The sequence below is a fragment of the Gilliamella bombi genome, from assembly GCF_900103255.1.
Lineage (GTDB): Bacteria > Pseudomonadota > Gammaproteobacteria > Enterobacterales > Orbaceae > Gilliamella > Gilliamella bombi.
Window position 1 is genome coordinate 1 of record NZ_FMWS01000070.1, and the last position, 19,397, is coordinate 19,397.

The window sequence follows — 19,397 nt, forward strand, 5'->3', positions numbered from 1 at the left end:
AAAAATTGGTTTTAGAATTTTGACGGTGTAAAAATTTATCTAGGTGAGCGGTATCCGTTAATTATGTTTTAGATTTTTATACCTCCCCCCATAAAAATAAAATTTTATAAAAAAGTGTTCACGGTGTTCACTACTTGCTTGAAGCCTTATTATAAAAGGGTTTGAGTGATGTATACTTGAATGTTTACTATTCACAAGTATACACTTTATGTATTCACTCAATAAAAAACCGCCAATTAGGGCGGTCTTATTTTAGTGGTTCAATTTGAGCTACTAGTTAGGATCTTCGGCTTGAGGTAGCCAATCTTTACACATATCTGGGTTTATTTCTAAATTAGTTTTTACCCCTATATTAGTTCGTTTTTTAATGTACGCCTTTCTATTTTCTTTTATGGCGTAATTTAATGATAAACCGAACCCACTCAAGGACAATGGATTATTAAGCCCTGTATTGCGCACATACTCAATATAAGCATGATATAAATATTTTTTAGGGTTAAACGGTATTATGCCTAAATTACCCATAAGCATACCATTGGGATGATCCAGTACATCAAGATAACTACAAAAATCTACCAAGTGGTCGGATTTGCGTTTAATCGCCGTCGCTTCGTCTGATTGTTGTTGCTGGTGTAGTCTTTCTTTAGCTTCTGCTGGACTGGTAAACTCATTTAATAGCAACCTCACAATTGAGGGGAGTTCTTGCTCTATTTTGCTGACCAAGTTTAAATCTCGCTCTTTTTCAGGGATGACCTCGCCAAAGTGAAAGATAACCCTACGCCGTGATATACCGCCATTTCGTTCGTTAAATCTCATTGCCTCGTTATTGATAACCAAAACTACCGCAGGGATTTTACAAGAATAGGGTTGCTTGTGTTTTGGGTCTATTGCGACTTCATCACCGCCAGTAATTGCTTTTAATCCTGCACCACTGCCCATATAACGCGGTTGGTCGGGTAGTATGACTAATGAGTAACCCACGATTAAAGCTCTATCCCTTGCCTTTTCTAAGGCGTCCATAGTGCCTATTACAGTATTGTTTTTACCTGATAACATCGTCGCAATTTCAGCAAAAACACTTTTACCGCTACCGCCTGCGCCTGTAACCTCTAAGAATAATTGCCAGTCATGGCGATTAGCCAATATCATATATAGCGCAGCTAAGATATTTTTAGCCTTATCTTGATTGCCTGATGCTCTTTTTAGCCATTTAGCGAAGTTGGGCGCGTGAGTATCAAAAGATTCATTTTCTTTGGCAGGGTAGTAATCAATATCATTACTGACTAATAACCAATCTTGCTTATTGTGAGGTCTAAAGGTTTGGCTTTTTAGCTCATATACGCCATTTTTAAAGCAGATTAAATCTTTCTGAGGTGTTCCCATTATCGGCAGTGATAACCTGAGCGATTCAACCGCTGAGCTAATTCGCATAGGGTTAAATGGTTCGCCTGATTGAGTGAATAAATCGGCTAGTGTTCGCATTAGCAGTTTATCGCTTATAGGTTGCCATGCGTTATCTTGATAGTGATAGATTTCATCGGTAGTAAGATTAATCGCAAGGTTATTATCATAATATTGATTAAGCAGTTCGGCGCGTTGACTTGATGCCATTTGCGATAGGTTCATGCTTGATAACTCGTTTTGCATGTTATGTTTTGTCATGGTGGATAACTCTGGTTTTATGAGGTTTTTATTAAAATGAGCCAAAGCGTTATCGCTTCCAAATTGTTGCCTATAATCATCCCAATCACATTTATAATCTGTATCAGGAACGGAGTAATAACCATTTACCGCTTGAGCTGCCTCTATTGCTTTAGCTAAGCCCGTATTAGGGCTTTGACCAATATCGTTATCACCTGCAATAATGATTTTAGCGGTAGGGTTTAACTCACGAATGTCTTTAGCCACATGAATAAGATTGCCTGCGTCAATAGCGGATATAACAATAGACTGATGACGGAATTCCGCTATCGATATCCCTGTAGCCAAACCCTCACAGATAATAATTTCATTATGTGCGAGCAAATTTGCGCACACCTCGGCAGGTCTACTCAAAATTGAGGTGGCTAAAATAAAAGCCCCTTTTTTGCTCGAGCTTTTCATTAAGTGCTTGCTGCCGTCTAGCTCAATAAATTGACCGCCTGCGTATTCATTATGAAGATTCAGCATGGGCACAAAAATGCGCCCGTTATCTAACAAGGGTAAATCAAAGGTTAACCCTTTCTTGGTCAGGTAATCTGATTGCCCTAATGTTACTTTAGATAGCAAATACTCGACCTTTTTACATACGGGATTATCTGGTATGTTATCGTTATGTAATTGTTCGGAATCTATTTTTCTAAATGCGAGATTTTCCCGTATTTGGTTATTCTGATTGGATAGATTTAAACACTCCACTACTTTACTCGATGCTTCTTTAGCGTCGCATTGACAATAGTTTTTGATAAGCTCTAAGCCATCACCACTACCGCACTGGTTACAGATGTACGTACCTCTACCATTTTGGTTATCAAATCTAAATCTATCCTTACCCCCACAGACAGGGCAGGGGCAATGTTTGCCATTACCCACTTCAATACCTAATGATTGAAAGATATAATCCCATTTATCTACGGCTTGGGCTGTAATTTCATTGATTTTCATTACATCCCCCTTAATGAATTATCGCGCTAGATTCAGCTTTGATATCTTCGGCTAAATCAATAAATAACGTTGCAAGCATTTCTTGCCCGAATTGCGTTAGTGCCATAGGTTTATCGTCACTTTCGGCGTACATCTTTTTTAATAGCCCATAGGTGCGGTTTAATCCCTCACTTTCGCCAAAGTCTTCAATCAAGCATTCTTCAAGACTAACTTTTAACCCTAAAACAATTAAATCTTTGTCAATATCAATCTTGATACCCTCATGAATAAACACCTTGGCACCGTTTTTATTAATCTGCTCAATTAAAAATAAGCCTGCTATAATCGCCATGGTAGAATCAACGATACTATGATGAATTGCTGTTACTTCTTGCTGGTTATCCATGATTTACCCCCTTAATTTGTGTCATGTATCGCCTAACCTCGGGCGGTAGTCGCTTGGTGACATCGGCGAGTAAGTTAGGGATTTCATCCTTGCCAAAAGAAAATAGTGCTACATATTTGCCATTTTTAAGCCTTAATGCGGTAATAGTGCCGTCATCGTTATGGACAAAATCAAACTCTTTCATTCTTTGCCTCCTTGCGCTCGGTTTCGCTTCTAAATAGCTTTTTAGAATCGTTAATCAAGTCTGATACAGCATCAAGGGCATAGGCGCGTAACTCATCATTAATTGGCGTATCCGGATCACAATCCACCATTAAAAGCGTGGTGATAGCGTTGGCTTGTCCTAGTTTTGTATTGATAGTATTAATTGCGTCCAATGAGATATTAGCCATTATTCTTATCCTCCGTTAACCCGTACCCTTGTAGCTCATCAAAAGCTTGCTCTACTAAATCAACAATAACCCACAGTAAATTACTCATATCGGTTTGTTCGATAAAAGGCTCGTCATATCCTGCGCACTTATAATTAGTGTTATCCAAAGCGATTTTAGCCATGCTCCGAACTTGAATAAGTTTAGATTCAACATTACAAATTAACTGATCGTTATTCATGGCTGTAACCTCCAAAGCTTCTAGTGTCTTCAATGACTGGATATAAGCGAATTCTGGCAATAAAGATAAGGGATGATTTGCCTAGGCTTTTTCTAGCTTGTTGTTCTGTAGGAGCTAATGCCTCAAATACTTTGGCAGTAGTAAGGTCATAGAATTTAAATAGTTTGGTTTCACGATTACTTTTTTCTTTATAATTCGTTTTCAACATACTATTTACCTCCCTTACGGTTTTGTGTAGCATCAAGTAGGTTAATTTGATTTGAAGCGAAACAGGCAACATCTCTTAATTGTGCTAGTAAATAGCCAATATCGCGCATATCACTTTTAAGGTTCTGCTCGGAATAACTCTCATTTTCACTAGCCCAAAACATCAGGTTACCAATCGCACCTATTCCATATAGAATAGATTGCTGTAGTTCTTCAAAATGATTCTCAGCTTGTAATAAATGGTGTGTTGGAATATCTGCTTGATAGAGATTTAAAACAGAAATTAAATTAGATAGGTCAGGTTGCCCATTTTTAGGGCGTAGGGTATCATTACTATTAGCCATAGCATTACTCCGTTTAATGTTTGTGGTTAGATGCCTCGATAGTGTTGGTCGCACTTCGTGGCATTGCTTTTTAGTGGTATTATCCTTAATATGGTATAAACCATTAACTGATAATCTAACATAGTGGTATAAACCAATGCAAGAAGAAAATAAAAAAAGAAGTTTTGACCGTTCTAAGAGCACATCTAAAATAATCCGCTTTGAAGATGATTTACTTGAACTAATGGAAAAGCAAATACTACAAGAAAGTAGTAACTTTAGCGCATGGGTTAAGGATGCTTGTCGCGAAAAACTAGCTAAACTAGATAAGAAATAATCTTTTAACTTAATGCCACTGATTGGTGGTATTTGTTTTCCCATTCTCCTTTTTATGGACTCAAGAAACATACTTTTGAAATTCAACCCCATGCAATGATTAGTACGCATTAAAAAAACGGTTTTCACTGCGTACTTAGCGCGTACTTTTACACTGGTTTCCACTGAAATAGGCTTTTTTGACTGAAAACTAGAATTATTGCCAACCAAGAAGAATGATTTCGCGTTAATTCCGTTAAAATAGCAATTTAAGCGATTATTTAGGGCTTGAGTATATTGCCCTATTGCTAGGGCGTTAAATGGGTGTGTAGTCATCATAATTAAGCCACCTGTGCCATATGACGGATTAAATAAGCATGAGATAACTTTATTAGCTCGGCTTTTCTCTGATGATAGTCGTAACCAATATGGATTAATGTTATATTTGCGTTCTCAAGGTATGCGATATGGTTTAATTCAAATTCGTTTAGGTGGTCACGAATATTACCAGTAAGATTATTGGCTTTCTTGTATTTGCTTGATGTAGTACCTAATACGATGCGGTTAATCATATCGAATTCATTAGTAAATACGGTGTTATTTGCGCTTTTCCCCAGTGCTTTACGTTGCTCTGTTAAAGCGTCACACATAGGACGGCTATAATCTGCGACTTTTAAACGTGCTTTTAATCGATTAAGTGCTTTCTTTTGGATTGTTGGCGCGATTTCTTTAAGATGTTCTTCACAACGTATAAAGTACTTTCTTATTGCTCGTCCTTTCTCGTTATTTTCAATCATTGCTAATTCTTTAGCGGTTCCGATTGTAAGGATGTAATCTGTACTTTTACGATCTCCACCTCGCTTAGTTGTCCATTTTATTTGTTGTTCATTATTTGTACTTTGATTCCTGAATTCTGATGAATCAAAGATTAAAAAATCATCATTTTTAATAAGCCCATATTCTTTTATTCTTCCCTTTATCCATGTTGAAAAATCATTTCCTACTTTTAAGTAATTATGTAAAGCCTTTGCGCTAACTGTTTGCTGTAATTTACCGTTTAATTGTGTTTCGGTTACTGGTACTAAATTATTAAAATCTGTCATTTTTTATCTCCTAACGTGTCCGAAAATTCCCCGTTTAGCTAAATTTAGGCAAAGGGATACCGTCGGCTCAAAAATGAGCTTTGCTATAAAATCAATTAATTAAGCTGCTTTGCTTGGATAAAGTGCTAAAATTTGGCTGATATCTGATTCAGTTAATAAGCTATTTTCATAACTAAGAATCAGATTAACCACCTTTTGAGCATCTTCCTTATTGGCTAGGTAATAGCGATAGTGTGAGCCTATTCCGTCGGTATTGGGTTCATCCATGCGCTTTAATGTGATGCCTAACTTTCTTTCTAGTTCTGAACAGTAATTTCTACCGCTAGAAAGCCTACAGGTGCGCAATATCTCATTTTCTGTAATACCATTGTCACCAGTACACGCAATTAATAGGTAAGCTCTCGGCTTTTTGGGTAGCTTTTTATAATCAGATTGGCTATTATTGGAAGCGTCAAGATTCCAATGCAAGCCCTTTATTATTTCGCGATATAGAGGGTTTCCAATTTGCATAAATTACCCCCTTGCCGCTTTTTTTGATTCAATCCAGCTATTAACTTCTTGACTAGATAAAAAAACTTTTCGACCCAATAATTTTATTGGTTTAGGTGCGGTTTTGTCATTTTTGAGCATTTGATAATATGAGGATGTGCTTTTATAACCAATTAAGGCAATAAAATCTTTTAACGGGATAAGACTATCTTTGTTATTTAAAATTTTTTCCATGTAAAAATCTCTTTTTAAATTACTAATTAAAAAGAATTAAACAATGATAGGGGATGAAAGGAGCTAACAGAGATTGGTTGATAAATCAACAGTTAGTTAATATTGGCATTGACTACTTTTAGTAGATAAGACAATATATAACTGAAGTTGTTAAGCAATTTGTTACATTTCTATCTGTATCATGTTTAATTTCTTCGTACTAGGGGATCTGGCTTCTAAGTTTGGCGACCGTGAACCAACTCCCCTTAAAACTATCAACTGAGATACTCCTCATTAATAGCTTTTCAATTAACTACCTGTATAAATAACTAGGTAATCAATTTAACTAGTATTTTATCAAAGTATTCTGAAAAATAAAGCACAGTAAATAATAAATATCAAAAATAAGGCGCAAAATGAGCGCTCTAAGCCCTTTAAATACAATTTTGGTTGCTATGTATTACTTAACTTTAGTAACGCCGTAAAAATGCTGTCATTTGATTTACGATCTGATTTTAATAAACATTATTTTTAACTTTATGATTTTTAAATAAATTAAATTTCAAGTAATTCAGTTTATGATCGGATTTGTATAATCGCCTTAATTTTGTAATGAATTAGCCAGTGAAAAAATGCTCTTAAAAAATATTTTTCACCCATTGATTCGTTTGCTTGTTTTTTAATCAATTAATATTCAGATTTACTATATATAGTAGTAAATTTTGATAATGTATTACTATATATTGTAAATTTTTACACATAAAATTATTTTAGATATGAAATTATTGAGGCTACTAATCAGGAATTTTTATACACATAGTGATAAGATGATCACCATCTTCTTTGGTAGGCAATATTTTAAATCCGTATTTTTTATATAGTGCTATCAATGAGGGATTATTATTACATTCTAATATAGCAAATCTACCGCCAGCCATAGCGCGGATTTGTTTAATTATTGTGAAAGTTTCTTGTAATATTAACCCAAGATTTATAGGATTATTTTCAATTGCGAAATTTTTACCAATTTGACCAATCAAGTGAACTTTTATTTCTGTAGCGTGCTTATTAAAGCCATCCATACTAGATACTAATGTTTTAGATATTTCAAAATCACTTGATTGTATTGATGTAAATGCTAAAGAAAAATAGGCGAGAATATCAAGATTATCTTCGTTGATAATAAGATAGGTTTTTGATACGTTCCTTTTGCTAAATTCTATCGATGAATTGCATAAAAAATCTTGTAAATCCTTATTTCTAGGGCAAGAAAAACAACAAAGGAGGCTTTTTATTTCCTCCTCATCATATTTATTTAAAAGCTCATCTAGATTAACCGTGAGCATTTTTTCGGGTTAAAACTGTAGAAAATAATTTTACTGCTTTTTGGGATTCTGCTTTATCGTCTCTATCGCGAGTTTTAATTTTATTTGGTGCTTTATCTAGCTCAATAAGAGTGTCAATGCCACTAGAATCAGCCAAAACAAACGTTTTGCTAAATGATGATGTAGCCATATTACGCCTCCTAAAAAGTACAATTACACAAGTTGTGTAATATTATATAGCTCTATTTTGTTATATCAATATGTATTTAACTGTTTAAAACAGAATATAAATAAATATGAGAAAAACAATAATAAATATTTAATTTTCTTTAAATTAAACTTTATGAAAGAATTTTATAAGCAGTCTTCATTATGAAGATAACTGGCTTTTATGATTAAATTGGTATCCATTTATTAAATGCTTTTCACTGGATACCTGAATGGATACCTATATAAGTACTAGTGATTATATATTAAATGGATTTTTGGGTATTTAAATTCCATATGAAGTAGCTCAATTTGAGCGTCTAAAACTTGAGCAGGTAACAAGTCTCTAATTACTCGTAAAACATTTTTATGCTCTTTGCTTGTCAGGCGGTTAAATCCTTTGGTTGTAGCGATACTAGTTCTATGCGCATTGGTTTGGATTTGGCTGTAATGCTACTGCCCATAGATTGATGATCTAATATCTGTTTTTCAGAATAACCATGATTAGCAAGCATCAATTTAGCAATACTTGCGTTAAACTCGCCTTTTAAGCCTTTATTAATTAACTCGACTTCTTGGCGCGCTTTGATAAGTTCTAACATGTCCTTAAATTCTTCGCTTGAACTCGCATAATTGTATAAACTTGACCTTGAACAGTTAGCATATAAAGCCAGTCCAGCCATAGAGGGAATAACTTCCCCATTTTTGATATAGCCCTGCTTATGCAAATACTCTTGCCCTAGTTTTAACATGTCCTTTATCTTTGATTTTCGCCCTGCCATATTGCCACCTAACTTACTAATAATAAGGCTATTATAATCTAATAAGGCGAATTATTAGATTGCTTTCTAACGTGTCCAAAAATTCACTAAGCCAACCAATAGGAGGGGGGTGTAAATTCCTACGACCCTATACGTTCTAAACCGCCCACTCTCATTCATTTTAACGCTAACCCGATTTTTTTAGTTTTTTTAATGTTACCTTTTCCGTAATCTCCCTGTATGGTGGAAATCACCATAGAGCATTTATTCTTTTCCTCTAATAATAGCCCTGGATCAACCTTAAAATCATCATAACTTAACATTATGATTAATAATTATTTTATTTTAATAAAAAAATAGCGCTATATAAATATATTTATATTTCAATTGGTTAATTACAGGATCAAGATTATTTTTAAATGTGTATAGTAGTGAACAGTAGTGAATACTAGTGAACACCAAAAAATATATATAATAAGTATATAATATATTGATATATATAAATTAATATTAGGTTGGTGAATAGTAGTGAACACTTTATATTAAAAGTTTAAGAATATGGGGGGTAAGCATAAAAACAGCCTAATGACTGGGTAAGTAAAGGGTGACATTTGAAAAAACACCCCTCAGATATGAGGAGTGGTTATTATGGATAATTGAAGTTTGTAACCCAAATATGGGGCACGGTATGAATAGCGCGATATGGTTAATGATTAACTAGCTTTAAATTGCGGTTACCTGATAGTGAGACATTTCCTTGGCTTGCTTGCTCGACAAAGTCACCCCACCAGTCAAGCATAATACGCTTTTGATGTTCATATTCTGCTTTGTTGTAGGCTCGCCTTACTGCGTTTTTATCTACATGCGATAACGCGCTTTCAATGACATCATAATTAAAGCCTTGTTCGTTTAATGCGGTACTAGCTAAAGCTCTTAATCCATGCGCAACTAACTTATCTTTGTATCCCATGCGCTTTATTGCCATGTTAGCGGTTTGGCTACTCATTGGCTTGTTATAAGGCGGTCTTGCTGTTGGGAAAACAAACTCACTTTTATGATTAATAGATTTCATTATCTCAAGTATTTTTATTGCTTGCGGTGATAAGGGTATATTGTGAGGTCTATCCATTTTCATGCGTTCGGCAGGAATACTCCATAATTTTTTATCTAGATTAATTTCTTCCCACTTAGCCCCTACGGCTTCACTTGGTCGCGTTAATGTTAATAACTGCCATTCAATCACGCATCTAGTTTGCAATTCAATCTTTGCCATAGCTAAAGCTTGCATGAACTGCGGTAACTCAGTAGGGGGAATAGTTGGCTGATTTTTTACTTTCGGGCTATTAAATACGTCGGTGATTTTGGCTAGAGGGTTATTATCGATAATTCCCATATTGACAGCATAATACATTATTTCATTAATTCGCCGGCAAACTCTTTTTACTGTTTCGTATTTATTATTGTTATTTAATGGCTGTAATGCGTTAATCGCTTTGATAGCTGTTACTTGGTTTATTGGAATATCTTTTATATAAGGGAAAACATGATTTTCTAATGAACGCCAAGCCTTTTTGAGCGTTTGTTCTTCTAAACCTTGTTCTGTTTTGAATTTGAACCATTTCTCAGCCATAGCGTAAAAGGTATTATTACAAGCTTCTTGCTTACGTTGTTCTTGTTCCGCTTTGTGATGCTGTGGATCTATCCCTTGTTTAATTAATTCGCGTGCTTCATCTCGTTGTTTTCGTGCCTGCTGTAGCGAAACTTCTGGATAACTTCCGAAGCTTACAGTAGTCCTATTATTAGTTATAGGGCGGTAATATCTGAATTGCCATATTTTTGCCCCTGTTGACTTAATAAGTAAAAGCAAACCATTTCCATCATAAATAGGATAATCCTTACTTTGTGGCTTGGCATTCTTTATTTGTGTATCCGTCATTGGGGTTACTTTTTTAGGCATACTTTTCTCTTATGGGACTATGAAATTATTTTAATATGTTTGCATAGTCCTTAATATAGTCCTAAAAACTTTGGTTGTAAATGTACCTTAATGATACTTAATGGGCAATAAAATAGACTTTAAGGCTTGTTATTACTGGGTTTGGTGTGCTTTGTTGGGTTTAAAAGAATGTTACTGTTTATTGATTTGGTGCCGTGGGCGGGACTTGAACCCGCATGCTCTTAGAGCACTACCCCCTCAAGATAGCGTGTCTACCAATTTCACCACCACGGCGCCGTTGTTATTCAGGTATATCTGAAGTTGAATTTTGCTGTACAGGTTGAGTAATTGGAGCTGTTGCAGGTGCGGTATTACCTTCATTCAGCTGTGTTGTTACTGGTACAGTATCTTCAATATTCTCAAATTCGCTAGATGAAGCTATTCGTGGTTTGCTACCTAAATTTGAAAGTAAAATGCTTATTACAAAAAACAAAATACCTAATAAAGTGGTAGCGCGAGTTAAAAAATTCCCACTACCTGAAGAGCCAAATAAAGTTGCGGATGCACCAGCGCCAAATGATGAACCCATGTCAGCCCCTTTACCTCGTTGTATTAAAACTAACGCAACTATTATAACCGCGATAATTAAATAGCTTATAATTAAAAATTCGTACATTTCAACCTGTCAATTTATATGTTATACAACAGAATTTATTGATGCGAGATATTAGCGAAAGACAGTCCAACAAGCAAGTAAAATTTAAGATATGATTGATATATTTTAAGCATTTATACTTTTCAGGTAGTAAAAATACTTATTTTATCTGTAGATGATGTATTATTGTGTATTCACTAATTTTATTTCAAGCAATAAATTAAAACAGTCATTAGATATATTTATTATAATCAATTGTGAGTTTTTGAGTAAAACAAGTATAATGATGCATTTTTATAATAGTTCGCATTGATTTTATGAAATTTATTGTTAAGCTCTTTCCCGAAATTACCATCAAAAGTGATTCTGTTCGTTTACGATTTATTAAAATACTAACAAGTAACATTCGTAATATTTTAAAGCATCATATTGAAGATGTTGCGGTTATTCGTCATTGGGATTTTATTGAAGTTCGTCCAAAAGTTGAAAATAGTGAAGCTAAGATACTTGAATTATTAATGCGAATCCCTGGTATACATCATATTTTAGCCGTTGATGAAATCACTTTTGTTGATATGCATGATATTTTTGAAAAAGCATTAGATTATTATGCTCCATTAATTGAAAACAAAACGTTTTGTGTACGCGTTAAGCGTCGAGGTAAACATGAATTTACTTCAATTGATGTTGAACGTTATGTTGGTGGTGGGCTTAATCAACATGTGTCTTCGGCTAAGGTTAAATTAACTCATCCAGAAATCACCGTTCATCTTGAAATCGACAAAGAAAAGTTACTGCTGGTAAAAGGTCGACATGCTGGCATTGGCGGTTTTCCAACTGGTACACAAGAAGATGTTCTTTCGCTTATATCCGGTGGTTTTGATTCTGGTGTATCAAGTTATATGCTAATGCGACGCGGAAGCCGAGTGCATTATTGTTTCTTTAATCTTGGTGGAAAAACTCACGAAATTGGAGTTAAACAAATGGCGCATTACCTATGGGAGCGTTTTGGTAGCTCACATAAAGTGCGTTTTATTGCTATTGATTTTTCGGATGTTGTTGGTGAGATTCTTGAAAAAATTGATGATGGGCAAATGGGAGTTATTCTAAAACGGATGATGATTCGTGCGGCATCAAAAATTGCGCAACGTTATAAAGTGGAAGCTCTCGTTACTGGAGAAGCATTGGGGCAAGTATCAAGCCAAACACTTACCAATTTACGTTTAATTGATAATGCTAGTGATACATTAATTTTACGTCCTTTAATCACACACGATAAAGAAACCATTATCAATATTGCGCGTCAAATTGGTACTGAAGATATAGCAAAAACAATGCCAGAATTTTGTGGCGTAATATCTAAAAACCCAACAGTTAAAGCCGTGAAAGAAAAAATTGAAGCAGAGGAAATGAATTTTAATTTCACGATTTTGGATAAAGCAGTTGCCGAGGCTGAAAATATTGATATTCGTGAGATAGCAAAACAAACTGATACAAAAATTGCTCATGTTGAAACTGTCACAACTTTGAGTACCGATCACGTGGTTATTGATATTCGATCTTCAGAAGATCAGGAAGATAATCCACTTATATTAAGCGATATTGAAGTTAAGCATATTCCATTTTATAAGTTAGCAACGCAATTTGGGAATTTGGATCAATCGAAGCAATATTTACTATATTGCGATCGTGGAGTCATGAGTAAATTACAAGCGCTTTATTTAATTGACCAAGGCTATAATAATGTAAAAATATTTTCTATATAAAAATTAACAATAATTTACTATATTGTTCGTGATTTTTACATATATAGTAAATTTTTGGATAAAACTATATTTGGTATAAAAATTAATATCAAGAATGAATGAAATAAAGAGGATTGTAATGAGCAGTAAATTACTTGTAGTTGATGATGATCCAGAAATTACTTTATTATTACGAGAACTTCTTGAGTTAGAAGGATTTCTTGTTGAAATAGCGAATAATGGTATTCAGGCTTTAGAAAAGTTTGATAGTACGATAGATCTTATTTTACTTGATATTATGATGCCTGAAATGAATGGACTTAAATTCTTATCTCAACTTAGAGGTAAATTTACGGTACCTGTTATTTTTTTAACGGCTAAAGATAATGAATATGATAAAGTTATTGGGCTTGAGCTTGGTGCTGATGACTACATTCTAAAACCATTTAATGATAGAGAGCTTATTGCCCGAATCAATGCACTTTTGCGTAGAGCGCATTGGGATAATGTAGCAAACGATGAAACTGAACAACCAATTAAATATACAATTGATAAACTTAATGTAAATCGAAAACAGGGATCTGCTTTTTTTGATAACAAGTATATAGATTTAACGGGTACTGAGTTTCAAGTGTTGCTTACCTTTCTAGAAAATTCGGGAAAGATAATTACACGCGAAAAACTAAGCGAATTTGTTTTGGGTAAAAATTTAGCTCCACTTGCTCGCTCGATTGATGTACATGTATCTAGATTACGGAAAAAACTACCGCCTAGAAGTGATGGTTTACCATGGATTAAAACATTACGTTCAAAAGGTTACTTATTTGTAATTGATCGAAATGACGATTTGTTATATGAATAACTTTATAATGAAGATCAGATAATATGATATGTGGCTTTTTGATAAACTAACAATAAGAATTTTCACAATATTTTTATTAACCATAGCTTTTTTTCTAATGTTAATAATGGTTTTGCCGAGTCTTGATGCTCGAAACCTAACCTACTTAGCAAACAAAGATAAACAAGCTGGTAATATGCTTGCGCATCAAATTGAAAATGATCTTATTAATGTACCAAAAGATAGTTTTCGGTGGTGGATGCGTTTTATTGTTGTTATGGATAGTTATCAAAAACCGGGGCAATTTTTATTTATTGTTACTCCTAATGGGCAAATCATTACAGCTGAAACAAAAAATATTGATTTAATCAAAAACTTTAGTGAAAAATCCCATGATGTCAAAGATCCTGCAAAAAAAATTTATGATTCTCAAGAAATTATAGGACCTTTTCTCATTCATTATGCTAATGCTGAATATCAATTATATATCCTACAACAAACTACAGATATTCAATCTCAATTAGTCAACTTTATATTTGATCATCCTTTTTTACTATTAACTTTAACCATGCTGGCAAGTTCTCCTTTTTTACTATGGCTATCTTGGAGTATTGCAAAACCTGCTCGAGGGCTAAAAAAAGCAGCTGATCAGGTTGCGAAAGGAAATTTACAAGAGTGGCCTGAGCTAGAACAAATAGGATCTTCTGAATATAAAGCTACTGGGGCTAGTTTTAACCATATGCTAAGAGAGCTTAAACGAATGCAAGAAGTACAGCAACGTTTGTTTTCAGATATTTCTCATGAATTACGCACTCCCTTGACTCGTTTGCAACTTGCCACATCGCTATTGCGACGCAAACAAGGTGAAAGCAGTGAAGTTATACGTATTAATAATGAAGCGATGAAATTAGATTCTATGATTGGTGACTTATTGTCATTGGCAAGGCAACAATATGACAATAATGAAATTCGTGAGGTTAATAAAATTAATATTCTATTTAAACAGGTGCTTGATAATGCCACTTTTGAAGCAGAACAAATAGGTAAAACGTTGGTCGTTACAAATTTTCCAACTAACCATACTATATTATGCTATCCAATTGCTTTGTGTAGCGCACTTGAAAACGTTATACGCAACGCATTTCGCTATTCAAATAAACAGATCGATATTAATTTTGTAGCACAACAACAAAAGCTAACAATTACAATTGATGATGATGGTCCAGGAGTTGCTGAAAGCGAACTAGAACAAATTTTTAGACCTTTTTATCGTACAAGTGAAGCTCGAGATCGTGAATCTGGCGGAACTGGATTAGGGCTCGCTATTGTAGCTAATGCCATCATACGCGATCACGGTACTGTAAAAGCAGAAAAAAGTCATCTTGGTGGACTTAGAATTGTGATAATATTGCCAATTCATAAACATCAATAAATAATAAATGAGAAAAGTTGTGTCAAATTCAGCCTTAAACATCGTTTTATTTGAACCCGAAATTCCTGCTAATACTGGAAATATTATCCGTCTTTGTGCTAACACTGGTTTCAATTTACATATTATTGAGCCTATGGGCTTTTTCTGGGATGACAAAAAGTTAAGGCGAGCCGGGCTTGATTATCAAGAATTTGTTGATGTAAAACGCTATAAAAATCTCAACCATTTTTTAGATGCCAATCAAATAGACCTATCAACACAAGTTTATGCTTTAACCACAAAAGGACAAAAGCCACACAGTGAAGTCGATTACCAGCAAAATGACTTCTTAATGTTTGGACCAGAAACCCGAGGCTTACCAAAAAACATACTTGATGCACTACCACAAGAGAAAAAGATCCGCATTCCCATGCTCGCCACTAGCCGTAGTATGAATTTATCTAATTCTGTTGCCGTTGTGGTTTATGAATCATGGCGTCAGTTAAATTATATGGGTGCAAAATAAATTTTAGTCTTACTCAGTTGTTGGATAAATACCGACGTTGGGAAAAAAAGCGATATTCAAACCTTTTGGTGGGGTAAAAATAATTAATATTAATCAGAAAAGGTTATATGTTGTTCTATTCCTTAATAAAAAAACCTTTTTATTCAATTGATTTTATTGTCTTTTTGTTTAAATCTTGTCTTCAAGATTAAAAGTATTCCATTTTCCAGCATTAGGTAATATATTAAGCTAAAACTATAAATATTATCGTCAAAAAGTGAAAGTTTCTGCCATACGATGAAACTTATTGAGGCTATTTGCCTAATTTTTATAGGAAATGAGTTCAAATAAATTTATTCAACGCCGCTAACTTTATAGAAAGTTCGATGTCTATTTTGAATTTGAACATGATTAATATAGATGGATCACACAATGAAAAATATAAAATTATTATCTTTATTTTTAATATGTTGTACTTTTTCAAATTATGTTTTTGCCGAAACAATTTCTCAAAATGTTTGGTTTTTGGCTACGAATAATAAAGATACTGTTGCACAGTATCAAGTTGCCATGGCTTATAACCCTTTGAATGAAAATGATGATTGGTATTGCCTCCCTCATCAATTTTATCTTGAGTCAAATGATAAAAAATTCGCTGGGTGCAAGGACAAATCCTCCAATAAATATATCGAATTTTTAACTAAATCTGCCGAAAACCTATACCCTCTTGCCCAAACAGCTCTAGGAATAGCCTATATTAACGGGGAATTGGTAAATAAAGATATTAAAAAGGGTCTTTTTTGGTTAGAAAAGGCCGCTTCACCAATTCCAGATAAAGCAAAATTTAGCATAGGTGAAGGAACGCTGTGGTTAAATGAACAAGGAAGAAAATATGGTGTGGGTCAGGCTCAATATGTATTAGCTACTCTCTATGATAAGGGAATAGATGTTAAAACCGATTATGCTAAAGCAATAAAATATTATGAAATGGCGAGCAAAAGCTATGATTGGGGATTTTACGGACAAGCGCAATATCGGCTTTATCAACTCTATAAAAATAAAATTAATGATCAGAAAAAAGCTTTATATTGGCTTGAAAAAACTGTGAAGCATATAAATCACAATGAAGCATCGGATGCACCAATGGAGCTGGTTGAATATTTTTTAAATGGCGGTCAGATAGATGGTTCAAAATCAGAACAACCTAATTACCCATGGGCGGCTAAATGGTTAATTAATTTTACCCAATCTGATTCAATTGAAAATGAGGCTAAGCAAAAAATGGCCTTTCAGCTCGCTTGGTTTTATTTAAATGGTTTAGGGGTAGAAAAAGATTCAAAGCAAGCTGCAAAATATTATCATCTAGGGATGCAAATCGATACCTCGGTTAACTATACGATTAACCCTAGCATTCAATCATCTAATGAAGTTAATCTACAAGAGCAGTTTTTACTTAATGTAATTAAACCCGTTTATGAAAATAACGGAATCTTCGAAAAATTCCAATATGATGAAATTGTTGATAAATACTATCCCGAAGAATTAAAAGATAGACAAAAACGAATCGATTATACCAATAAACTTTATATCGAAAACGCTATTAAAACCGTAGAAGAGGTATTTTCCGATAATTTAGAAGATGAAAAAGACTTTTATCTTCAACTCGAAAAAGAAATACTAGCCGAGTATCATTTCTCAGAGTATAACTACACTTTACCCTTACTACTGGCATTATCTCAACAACGTGGAATTGCTTATGGTTTTTATCGTGAAGCCGAAAACCTTATAGCTAAATCCAGCAATGAATTAATACAGCTTTACGAATCTGCATTGGAACTTGAGCCTAATAATCCAATAATTTTATACCGATTTGGTACGTTATATGACTTTATTATCCAAGATACTGATACAGCAATATCATATTACAAACAAGCTGCCGATTTAGGATATGCAACGGCAAATTATCGGTTAGGAGTAATTTATTATTTAGGGAAAGGAGTGGAACAAAATTATCATAAAGCTTGGCGATATCTTAATTTGGCAGCACAACAAAATTATGTAATAGCACAAAAGTTTTTGATAACCATCGACAAATCGCATCCTGAATTTGAATGGTTAACCACACAATACATTAACCATGAACAAAATTACCTTTCGCCAACAGTTGTGGTTGCTGGACAAGATTGGTTAAAGGTGCAAAATGAAAATAACCCATCACCCAAAGTGGTTTATCATTTTACGAAGCATAATTTTAACGGTAACGGGATAGAAACTTATGCTGGTTGCAAAGCAGCAATAGAGCTGGCAACACAAGGCGATTTTTTAGTGCAAAAAGAATTAATTAAAACATTAAACAATAATTCACCTATTTGTACAGCAAAACAAGAATTATTGTTTTCTTGGATTGATAACAACCTTAATGATGATCTGAAAAAACAATTTTTAAAAGCAAAATACTACAAATTTACAAAGCAAGATAAAAAATATCAGAAGGAACTTAACGATTTAGCTAAAAATAAAAATCAATACGCAATCATTGAATTATTAAAACATACTCGGCTATATTACGATTCAAGAGATAATAAGTATCTTTCAGATATCAAAATGCTACTTAAATCTGGTAATGTCAATGCTGCCGAATTACTTAGTCAGTATTATTATTTCTCGTTTGATCATAATGATAAAAGGTTTTCCCATAGCATTTACCAATATACCAAAGCAATTTTATTAAGAAATGACTTAGCTAATTACATTTCAGATTACTATGATCAAAGATTTACAGATCCAAAATATATTTATGCTAACGAAATCTTGGCACCTTCTGATATTTATAAAATATGGTTTGAACTTGCTGATATGCATGAACAAGGTGTTGATATTCCAAAGAATAATATCTTTGCCTTTGTTTGGTACAGTTTATTGGCAGAACATAATCAAGCTCAAGCATTTAATAAAGTTCAACCATTAAAATCGCAATTAACAGCAGAACAATTAACTAAAGCTAATAATAAACTTAATCAATACCGTAATTTATATCGTTTTCTTCCATTAACCCATATGGAGTTAAACCTAGAATAGGTCTGTTTAAAATTAGCTCGTTAATACAGGGTATTAAATATGAATGATTCAATTATTACATCAAATAAAACAACAAATTTCCGCTCAAAATTTTGGATATTAAATATAATTTTAGTGGTAATAGCACTGAGTAGTATATATTATTTATGGAAAGAAAATTATTTTTCTATTCAATTTTCTTCCCCCACCAAGCAAAAGACGATAAAAATATATAATATAGACCAAAAATATTACTACAATAACAATAAAAAGATAAAATTTACATGCATTTTATCCATTAAATATGAAGGTAACCCAGTAATTAAAAACGATTATTATGATGAATACAATGATAAGCAAAAAATTATCGAAAATTGTATACCTTTATAGAAATAAATGATGACAAACACGGGGTGTTTTCCCGTGTTTTTTGAAGTTAATCAAAAGCGGGGAAAAATTAATAACAATAGTTATTAATTTTTTTATCATAATTATTTTCAATATGAATAACGTTAATATGTAACTATCCCTAAAATATTACAGCAAAAAAGTAGAAAATTCTCTATGATAAAAGTAAAAGGGAATTTAATTATGAAAAAAATGGCTGAACATCAAATCGTGGCTATTTTAAAAGATGATCCTCGCCAAAAAAGTGGACAAAAGT

The 19,397-nt window shown here is 33.6% G+C and carries 22 protein-coding genes and 1 tRNA gene; 7 read left to right on the top strand and 16 right to left on the bottom strand.

The features are described from left to right. Positions 1 to 273 precede the first annotated feature (273 nt). Genes B9N71_RS11630 through B9N71_RS11660 form a run of 7 tightly spaced genes read right to left on the bottom strand, consistent with a single transcriptional unit; the run spans position 274 to position 4,191 of the window. Positions 274 to 2,643, bottom strand: a complete 2,370-nt coding sequence (locus B9N71_RS11630) for a primase-helicase zinc-binding domain-containing protein (protein WP_085166031.1) — start codon at positions 2,641 to 2,643, stop codon at positions 274 to 276. A gap of 10 nt (positions 2,644 to 2,653) precedes the next feature. Further along, the gene (locus B9N71_RS11635; protein ID WP_085166032.1) at positions 2,654 to 3,028 is read right to left on the bottom strand and encodes a hypothetical protein; all 375 of its coding nucleotides are present in this window, start codon (positions 3,026 to 3,028) and stop codon (positions 2,654 to 2,656) included. Next, positions 3,021 to 3,212, bottom strand: coding sequence for a hypothetical protein (locus B9N71_RS11640; protein ID WP_065627010.1), 192 nt, complete (start codon positions 3,210 to 3,212; stop codon positions 3,021 to 3,023). Before B9N71_RS11640 ends, B9N71_RS11635 begins: the two co-directional genes overlap by 8 nt. Then, positions 3,199 to 3,420: a hypothetical protein gene (locus B9N71_RS11645; protein ID WP_085166033.1), complete on the bottom strand. Its 222-nt coding sequence runs from the start codon at positions 3,418 to 3,420 to the stop codon at positions 3,199 to 3,201. Before B9N71_RS11645 ends, B9N71_RS11640 begins: the two co-directional genes overlap by 14 nt. After that, positions 3,413 to 3,640 carry a hypothetical protein gene (locus B9N71_RS11650; protein WP_065636761.1) on the bottom strand — a complete coding sequence of 76 codons (228 nt, stop codon included), beginning with the start codon at positions 3,638 to 3,640 and terminating at the stop codon, positions 3,413 to 3,415. The genes B9N71_RS11645 and B9N71_RS11650 overlap by 8 nt, the downstream gene beginning before the upstream one ends. Further along, complete coding sequence (locus tag B9N71_RS11655) at positions 3,633 to 3,848, bottom strand: host cell division inhibitor Icd-like protein (RefSeq protein WP_085166034.1); 216 nt, start codon at positions 3,846 to 3,848, stop codon at positions 3,633 to 3,635. Before B9N71_RS11655 ends, B9N71_RS11650 begins: the two co-directional genes overlap by 8 nt. 1 nt (position 3,849) lies before the next feature. Then, positions 3,850 to 4,191: a hypothetical protein gene (locus tag B9N71_RS11660; protein ID WP_065585765.1), complete on the bottom strand. Its 342-nt coding sequence runs from the start codon at positions 4,189 to 4,191 to the stop codon at positions 3,850 to 3,852. Between the two features lie 136 nt (positions 4,192 to 4,327). Between B9N71_RS11660 and B9N71_RS11665 the strand changes: the two genes are divergently transcribed. Next, positions 4,328 to 4,507: a YlcI/YnfO family protein gene (locus tag B9N71_RS11665; RefSeq protein WP_085166035.1), complete on the top strand. Its 180-nt coding sequence runs from the start codon at positions 4,328 to 4,330 to the stop codon at positions 4,505 to 4,507. Between the two features lie 319 nt (positions 4,508 to 4,826). Here B9N71_RS11665 and B9N71_RS11670 read toward each other — a convergent pair whose 3' ends face one another. From B9N71_RS11670 to secG, 9 genes are all read right to left on the bottom strand, one after another. Then, positions 4,827 to 5,588, bottom strand: a complete 762-nt coding sequence (locus B9N71_RS11670; protein WP_085166036.1) for an antA/AntB antirepressor family protein — start codon at positions 5,586 to 5,588, stop codon at positions 4,827 to 4,829. 99 nt (positions 5,589 to 5,687) lie between these two features. Then, complete coding sequence (locus B9N71_RS11675) at positions 5,688 to 6,098, bottom strand: PM1773 family protein (protein ID WP_143422134.1); 411 nt, start codon at positions 6,096 to 6,098, stop codon at positions 5,688 to 5,690. A gap of 3 nt (positions 6,099 to 6,101) precedes the next feature. After that, positions 6,102 to 6,311, bottom strand: a complete 210-nt coding sequence (locus tag B9N71_RS11680) for a helix-turn-helix transcriptional regulator (protein ID WP_065627088.1) — start codon at positions 6,309 to 6,311, stop codon at positions 6,102 to 6,104. A 773-nt stretch (positions 6,312 to 7,084) separates the two neighbouring features. Next, positions 7,085 to 7,636 (bottom strand): hypothetical protein, encoded by a 552-nt coding sequence (locus B9N71_RS11685; protein WP_208610503.1) that lies wholly within the window; start codon positions 7,634 to 7,636, stop codon positions 7,085 to 7,087. Next, positions 7,623 to 7,805: a hypothetical protein gene (locus B9N71_RS11690; protein WP_085166037.1), complete on the bottom strand. Its 183-nt coding sequence runs from the start codon at positions 7,803 to 7,805 to the stop codon at positions 7,623 to 7,625. Before B9N71_RS11690 ends, B9N71_RS11685 begins: the two co-directional genes overlap by 14 nt. Before the next feature lie 400 nt (positions 7,806 to 8,205). Continuing rightward, positions 8,206 to 8,604, bottom strand: coding sequence for a terminase small subunit (locus B9N71_RS11695; RefSeq protein WP_085166038.1), 399 nt, complete (start codon positions 8,602 to 8,604; stop codon positions 8,206 to 8,208). Between the two features lie 685 nt (positions 8,605 to 9,289). Continuing rightward, positions 9,290 to 10,540 (bottom strand): integrase domain-containing protein, encoded by a 1,251-nt coding sequence (locus B9N71_RS11700; RefSeq protein WP_085166039.1) that lies wholly within the window; start codon positions 10,538 to 10,540, stop codon positions 9,290 to 9,292. A gap of 187 nt (positions 10,541 to 10,727) precedes the next feature. Beyond that, positions 10,728 to 10,813 (bottom strand) — tRNA-Leu (locus B9N71_RS11705). A 7-nt stretch (positions 10,814 to 10,820) separates the two neighbouring features. Beyond that, positions 10,821 to 11,195 carry a preprotein translocase subunit SecG gene (gene secG, locus B9N71_RS11710; RefSeq protein ID WP_085166040.1) on the bottom strand — a complete coding sequence of 125 codons (375 nt, stop codon included), beginning with the start codon at positions 11,193 to 11,195 and terminating at the stop codon, positions 10,821 to 10,823. A 296-nt stretch (positions 11,196 to 11,491) separates the two neighbouring features. Here secG and thiI point away from each other — a divergent pair, with 296 nt between their 5' ends. From thiI to B9N71_RS11740, 6 genes are all read left to right on the top strand, one after another. Further along, positions 11,492 to 12,940 (top strand): tRNA uracil 4-sulfurtransferase ThiI, encoded by a 1,449-nt coding sequence (thiI, locus tag B9N71_RS11715; RefSeq protein WP_085166041.1) that lies wholly within the window; start codon positions 11,492 to 11,494, stop codon positions 12,938 to 12,940. Positions 12,941 to 13,058: 118 nt separating this feature from the next. Then, a complete protein-coding gene (locus B9N71_RS11720; RefSeq protein ID WP_143422135.1) occupies positions 13,059 to 13,781 on the top strand; it encodes a response regulator in 723 nt (240 codons plus the stop codon). 28 nt (positions 13,782 to 13,809) lie between these two features. Then, on the top strand, positions 13,810 to 15,192 hold the full coding sequence (gene cpxA, locus B9N71_RS11725) for an envelope stress sensor histidine kinase CpxA (protein ID WP_085166043.1): 1,383 nt from the start codon (positions 13,810 to 13,812) through the stop codon (positions 15,190 to 15,192). 19 nt (positions 15,193 to 15,211) lie between these two features. Continuing rightward, positions 15,212 to 15,697 (top strand): tRNA (uridine(34)/cytosine(34)/5-carboxymethylaminomethyluridine(34)-2'-O)-methyltransferase TrmL, encoded by a 486-nt coding sequence (gene trmL / locus B9N71_RS11730; RefSeq protein WP_244178553.1) that lies wholly within the window; start codon positions 15,212 to 15,214, stop codon positions 15,695 to 15,697. A gap of 411 nt (positions 15,698 to 16,108) precedes the next feature. Beyond that, positions 16,109 to 18,754, top strand: coding sequence for a tetratricopeptide repeat protein (locus tag B9N71_RS11735; protein ID WP_167370110.1), 2,646 nt, complete (start codon positions 16,109 to 16,111; stop codon positions 18,752 to 18,754). A 39-nt stretch (positions 18,755 to 18,793) separates the two neighbouring features. Next, positions 18,794 to 19,123 (top strand): hypothetical protein, encoded by a 330-nt coding sequence (locus tag B9N71_RS11740; protein WP_085166045.1) that lies wholly within the window; start codon positions 18,794 to 18,796, stop codon positions 19,121 to 19,123. Positions 19,124 to 19,397 lie beyond the last annotated feature (274 nt).

Coding starts and splice junctions, on each gene's coding strand:
- B9N71_RS11685 (WP_208610503.1), bottom strand. CDS start 7,636: ATGCTCACGGTTAATCTAGATGAGCTTTTAAATAAATATGATGAGGAG.
- B9N71_RS11740 (WP_085166045.1), top strand. CDS start 18,794: ATGAATGATTCAATTATTACATCAAATAAAACAACAAATTTCCGCTCA.
- B9N71_RS11720 (WP_143422135.1), top strand. CDS start 13,059: ATGAGCAGTAAATTACTTGTAGTTGATGATGATCCAGAAATTACTTTA.
- B9N71_RS11735 (WP_167370110.1), top strand. CDS start 16,109: ATGAAAAATATAAAATTATTATCTTTATTTTTAATATGTTGTACTTTT.
- B9N71_RS11630 (WP_085166031.1), bottom strand. CDS start 2,643: ATGAAAATCAATGAAATTACAGCCCAAGCCGTAGATAAATGGGATTAT.
- cpxA (WP_085166043.1), top strand. CDS start 13,810: ATGTGGCTTTTTGATAAACTAACAATAAGAATTTTCACAATATTTTTA.
- thiI (WP_085166041.1), top strand. CDS start 11,492: ATGAAATTTATTGTTAAGCTCTTTCCCGAAATTACCATCAAAAGTGAT.
- B9N71_RS11660 (WP_065585765.1), bottom strand. CDS start 4,191: ATGGCTAATAGTAATGATACCCTACGCCCTAAAAATGGGCAACCTGAC.
- secG (WP_085166040.1), bottom strand. CDS start 11,195: ATGTACGAATTTTTAATTATAAGCTATTTAATTATCGCGGTTATAATA.
- B9N71_RS11665 (WP_085166035.1), top strand. CDS start 4,328: ATGCAAGAAGAAAATAAAAAAAGAAGTTTTGACCGTTCTAAGAGCACA.
- B9N71_RS11640 (WP_065627010.1), bottom strand. CDS start 3,212: ATGAAAGAGTTTGATTTTGTCCATAACGATGACGGCACTATTACCGCA.
- B9N71_RS11650 (WP_065636761.1), bottom strand. CDS start 3,640: ATGAATAACGATCAGTTAATTTGTAATGTTGAATCTAAACTTATTCAA.
- B9N71_RS11675 (WP_143422134.1), bottom strand. CDS start 6,098: ATGCAAATTGGAAACCCTCTATATCGCGAAATAATAAAGGGCTTGCAT.
- B9N71_RS11690 (WP_085166037.1), bottom strand. CDS start 7,805: ATGGCTACATCATCATTTAGCAAAACGTTTGTTTTGGCTGATTCTAGT.
- B9N71_RS11655 (WP_085166034.1), bottom strand. CDS start 3,848: ATGTTGAAAACGAATTATAAAGAAAAAAGTAATCGTGAAACCAAACTA.
- B9N71_RS11670 (WP_085166036.1), bottom strand. CDS start 5,588: ATGACAGATTTTAATAATTTAGTACCAGTAACCGAAACACAATTAAAC.
- B9N71_RS11645 (WP_085166033.1), bottom strand. CDS start 3,420: ATGGCTAATATCTCATTGGACGCAATTAATACTATCAATACAAAACTA.
- B9N71_RS11635 (WP_085166032.1), bottom strand. CDS start 3,028: ATGGATAACCAGCAAGAAGTAACAGCAATTCATCATAGTATCGTTGAT.
- B9N71_RS11680 (WP_065627088.1), bottom strand. CDS start 6,311: ATGGAAAAAATTTTAAATAACAAAGATAGTCTTATCCCGTTAAAAGAT.
- B9N71_RS11695 (WP_085166038.1), bottom strand. CDS start 8,604: ATGGCAGGGCGAAAATCAAAGATAAAGGACATGTTAAAACTAGGGCAA.
- B9N71_RS11700 (WP_085166039.1), bottom strand. CDS start 10,540: ATGCCTAAAAAAGTAACCCCAATGACGGATACACAAATAAAGAATGCC.